General features: G+C 59.8%; 4 protein-coding genes. 2 read left to right on the top strand and 2 right to left on the bottom strand.

Annotation, left to right across the window (positions count from 1 at the left end; all coding sequences use genetic code 11):
• Window positions 1-1094: bifunctional [glutamate--ammonia ligase]-adenylyl-L-tyrosine phosphorylase/[glutamate--ammonia-ligase] adenylyltransferase (gene glnE, locus DBR24_RS34360; RefSeq protein WP_256591967.1), on the bottom strand; the 1094-nt coding region annotated here is incomplete at its 3' end.
• Window positions 1091-1216, bottom strand: a complete 126-nt coding sequence (locus tag DBR24_RS34355; RefSeq protein WP_256198919.1) for a hypothetical protein — start codon at window positions 1214-1216, stop codon at window positions 1091-1093. The genes glnE and DBR24_RS34355, both read right to left, overlap by 4 nt.
• Window positions 1217-1478: 262 nt before the next feature.
• Between DBR24_RS34355 and aceE the strand changes: the two genes are divergently transcribed.
• Entirely contained in the window at window positions 1479-4124 is a 2646-nt protein-coding gene (gene aceE / locus DBR24_RS29365) for a pyruvate dehydrogenase (acetyl-transferring), homodimeric type (protein WP_123470804.1), read from the top strand.
• 11 nt (window positions 4125-4135) lie between these two features.
• Window positions 4136-4481: biotin/lipoyl-containing protein (locus DBR24_RS34350; RefSeq protein WP_305889159.1), on the top strand; the 346-nt coding region annotated here is incomplete at its 3' end.

Genomic DNA, 4481 nt, shown 5'->3' with positions numbered 1-4481 from the left:
CGCTGTTGCAGGCTCAGATCACGCCCGCCGTGAATCAGCTGGAAGGCCTGGGCGATGAACTCGACCTCGCGGATACCGCCGGAGCCGAGCTTGATATTGTCGGCCATGCCCTTGCGCCGCACTTCCTGCTGGATCAACTGCTTCATGGTGCGCAGCGCTTCGATCGCCGAGAAGTCCAGATAACGCCGGTAAACGAACGGCCGCAGCATGTCGAGCAATTGCGCACCCGCCACCTGATCGCCGGCCACCACCCGCGCCTTGATCATCGCGTAGCGCTCCCAGTCGCGCCCCTGATCCTGGTAATACTGCTCCAACGCATTGAAGCTCAGCACCAGCGCGCCGGACGAACCGTAGGGGCGCAGGCGCATGTCGACGCGGAACACGAAACCGTCGACGGTCATCGGGTCCAACGCCTTGATCAGGCGCTGGCCGAGACGAATGAAGAACTCCTGATTATCCAGCGCGCGTTTCACCCCGACGGTTTCGCCGCCCTCGGGGTAGGCGAAGATCAGGTCGATGTCGGAAGACAGGTTGAGCTCGACCGCACCGAGCTTGCCCATGCCGAGGATGACCATTTGCTGCGGCAACCCGCTGCGCCGGCCGGTGGGCGTGCCGAACTGCTGGCAATGGCGGCTGTACAGCCATTGATAGGCCTGGTCGATGGTGGCGTCGGCCATGTCCGAAAGGTCGCGACAGGTCTGCACCAGATCGGCCTGGCGATTGAGGTCACGCCAGATAATCCGCACTTGATGGCGCGCGCGCTGGCGACGCAGCACACGACCGAGTTCGTCTTCGCTCTGCGCTTCGCTCAAGGCGGCGGCAATCTGTGCACAGAGTTCACCCGGCGCGAAAGGCCGATCGAGTTCGCCGGACTGCACCAGCGACAACAACATCAAAGGGTCACGAACGCTCTGTTCAATGACAAAATCGCTGGCGGCACTGACGCGGGCGAATTGCGCCCAGCGCTCCGGCGTCCAATTGGCGAAGCCGTGATCGTCTTCCAGCGAGGCGACGGCCGTACGGAACGACTGCTCGGATCGAGTGACCAACGGCAGGAGAATGGCGGGCAGTTCGGCAAGCACGGGCAGGGTCATGGTCTATCCTTGATCGGCGTGTAAATGGCCGCTTGTAGTGTTTGATGAAAACCCGCTACGCGAAGGACTGTCGAACAAAAGTTAGAAATAGCTGAAATTTCTTCTTCTTTAGCATCCAGCATCAAAGTTTCACCTTTTACGGATGGTAATCGACCAACCTTAACGATTATTCTCACAACGCAGTCGGAGGCCACAAGCCTTTCATCTGTAGTTTTACTACTCGTCTATACATCCGAAAGGCTGAAATGCTCAAAGATTTGTAGTAAAACTACACGCCGCCGGAACAACCTGTCGGCAATCCAAGAATTTTAAATCGTCTGCCCACAAGGCCAGTCGCAAACTCAGGCAACCGATTCTGGAAGCCTTTCCGCCCTGGAGCAAGCCATGCAAGACCTCGATCCCGTCGAAACCCAGGAATGGCTGGACGCCCTGGAATCGGTTCTCGACAAAGAAGGCGAAGACCGTGCTCACTATCTGATGACCCGTATGGGTGAACTCGCGACCCGCAGCGGCTCGCAGCTCCCTTACGCCATCACCACGCCTTACCGCAACACGATCCCCGTGACCCACGAAGCACGCATGCCTGGCGACCTGTTCATGGAACGCCGCATTCGCTCGCTGGTACGCTGGAACGCGATGGCCATGGTAATGCGTACGAACCTGAAAGATTCTGACCTGGGTGGTCACATCTCCAGCTTCGCCTCCAGTGCGACTCTGTATGACATCGGCTTCAACTACTTCTTCCAGGCCCCGACCGACGAACACGGCGGCGACCTGATCTACTTCCAGGGCCACACCTCGCCAGGCGTTTACGCCCGCGCATTCATGGAAGGCCGCATCACCGAAGACCAGATGAACAACTTCCGCCAGGAAGTCGACGGTCAGGGCCTGTCGTCCTACCCGCACCCTTGGCTGATGCCTGACTTCTGGCAGTTCCCGACCGTATCCATGGGTCTGGGTCCGATCCAGGCGATCTACCAGGCACGCTTCATGAAGTACCTGGAACACCGTGGCTTCATCCAGCCGGGCAAACAGAAAGTCTGGTGCTTCCTGGGCGACGGCGAGTGCGACGAGCCGGAATCCCTCGGCGCGATCTCCCTGGCCGGCCGCGAGAAGCTGGACAACCTGATCTTCGTCATCAACTGCAACCTGCAGCGCCTCGACGGCCCGGTTCGCGGCAACGGCAAGATCATCCAGGAACTCGAAGGCGTGTTCCGCGGTGCTCAGTGGAACGTGACCAAAGTCATCTGGGGCCGTTTCTGGGACCCACTGCTGGCCAAAGACGTCGACGGCATCCTGCAGCGTCGCATGGACGAAGTCATCGACGGCGAGTACCAGAACTACAAAGCCAAAGACGGCGCGTTCGTTCGCGAGCACTTCTTCAACACGCCTGAACTGAAGGCGATGGTTGCCGATCTGTCCGACGACGAGATCTGGAAACTCAACCGTGGCGGCCACGACCCGTACAAGGTCTATGCGGCGTACCACGAAGCGGTCAACCACAAAGAACAACCGACCGTCATCCTGGCCAAGACCATCAAGGGTTATGGCACTGGTGCCGGCGAAGCGAAGAACACCGCGCACAACACCAAGAAAGTCGATGTCGACAGCCTGAAGTTGTTCCGCGATCGTTTCGACATTCCGGTCAAGGACGAAGAGCTGGAGAACCTGCCGTTCTTCAAGCCAGAGCCGAACAGCGCCGAAGCCCGCTACCTCAGCGAGCGCCGTGCTGCACTGGGCGGTTTCGTTCCGCAGCGCCGCGCGCAGAGCTTCAGCGTACCGACGCCGGACCTGGACACTCTGAAAGCCATCCTCGATGGTTCGGGCGACCGTGAAATTTCCACCACCATGGCCTTCGTGCGGATCCTCGCGCAACTGGTCAAGGACAAGGAAATCGGCCCGCGCATCGTTCCGATCATCCCGGACGAAGCCCGCACCTTCGGTATGGAAGGCATGTTCCGTCAACTGGGCATCTACTCCTCCGTTGGCCAGCTCTACGAGCCAGTCGATAAAGACCAGGTGATGTTCTACAAGGAAGACCAGAAAGGTCAGATCCTTGAAGAAGGCATCAACGAAGCAGGCGCCATGAGCTCGTTCATCGCCGCCGGTACTTCGTACTCCAGCCACAACCAGCCGATGCTGCCGTTCTACATCTTCTACTCGATGTTCGGCTTCCAGCGTATCGGTGACCTGGCCTGGGCCGCTGGCGACAGCCGCACCCGTGGCTTCCTGATCGGCGGCACCGCCGGCCGTACCACCCTGAACGGTGAAGGCCTGCAACACGAAGACGGTCACAGCCACCTGCTGGCCGCGACCATCCCGAACTGCCGCACCTACGATCCAACCTACGGCTACGAGCTGGCGGTGATCATTCAGGACGGCATGAAGAAGATGACCGAAGAACAACAGGACATCTTCTACTACATCACCGTGATGAACGAGTCGTACCAGCAGCCAGCCATGCCGGCCGGTGCCGAAGAAGGCATCAAGAAAGGCATGTACCTGCTCGAAGAAGACACCCGCGACGCGGCGCACCACGTTCAGCTGATGGGCTCCGGCACCATCCTGCGTGAAGTCCGTGAAGCGGCGAAGATCCTGCGTGAAGAGTTCAACGTCGGCGCCGACGTGTGGAGCGTCACCAGCTTCAACGAACTGCGTCGCGACGGCCTGGCCGTGGAGCGCAGCAACCGCCTGAAGCCTGGCCAGAAGCCTAAGCAGAGCTACGTCGAAGAATGCCTGAGCGGCCGTAAAGGTCCGGTCATCGCATCGACCGACTACATGAAGCTGTTCGCCGAGCAGATCCGTCAGTGGGTACCATCCAAGGAATTCAAAGTCCTGGGCACCGACGGTTTCGGCCGCAGCGACAGCCGCAAGAAACTGCGTCATTTCTTCGAAGTCGACCGTCATTTCGTGGTGTTGGCAGCCCTGGAAGCACTGGCTGACCGTGGTGATATCGAACCTAAAGTCGTGGCCGAGGCCATCGTCAAGTTCGGCATCGACCCGGAAAAACGCAACCCACTGGACTGCTGAGGAGACATTTTGTGAGCGAACTCATTCGCGTACCTGACATCGGCAGCGGTGAAGGTGAAGTAATTGAACTGTTTGTGAAGGTCGGCGACCGCATCGAAGCCGACCAGAGCATCCTGACCCTGGAATCGGACAAGGCCAGCATGGAAGTGCCAGCCCCGAAAGCCGGCGTCATCAAAAGCCTGAAAGTGAAGCTGGGCGACCGTCTGAAAGAAGGCGACGAACTGCTGGAGCTGGAAGTCGAGGGCGCCGCGCAAGCGGCCCCTGCTCCTGCTGCGGCACCGGCTGCCAAAGCTGAAGCCAAACCAGCCGCCGCTCCTGCTGCCGCTGCGCCAGCCGCTGCCCCTGCGGCCGCTTCGG

This window comes from Pseudomonas sp. HMWF006 (assembly GCF_003061205.1).
Classification (GTDB): Bacteria; Pseudomonadota; Gammaproteobacteria; order Pseudomonadales; family Pseudomonadaceae; genus Aquipseudomonas; species Aquipseudomonas monsensis.
Note: the sequence above shows the minus strand (reverse complement) of the source record. Positions and strands in the feature narration are given on the sequence as shown.

What these genes read in the sequence shown, in the direction of transcription:
- DBR24_RS34355 (WP_256198919.1), bottom strand. Translation starts at nt 1,216, where the DNA reads ATGCTGGATGCTAAAGAAGAAGAAATTTCAGCTATTTCTAACTTTTGT.
- aceE (WP_123470804.1), top strand. Translation starts at nt 1,479, where the DNA reads ATGCAAGACCTCGATCCCGTCGAAACCCAGGAATGGCTGGACGCCCTG.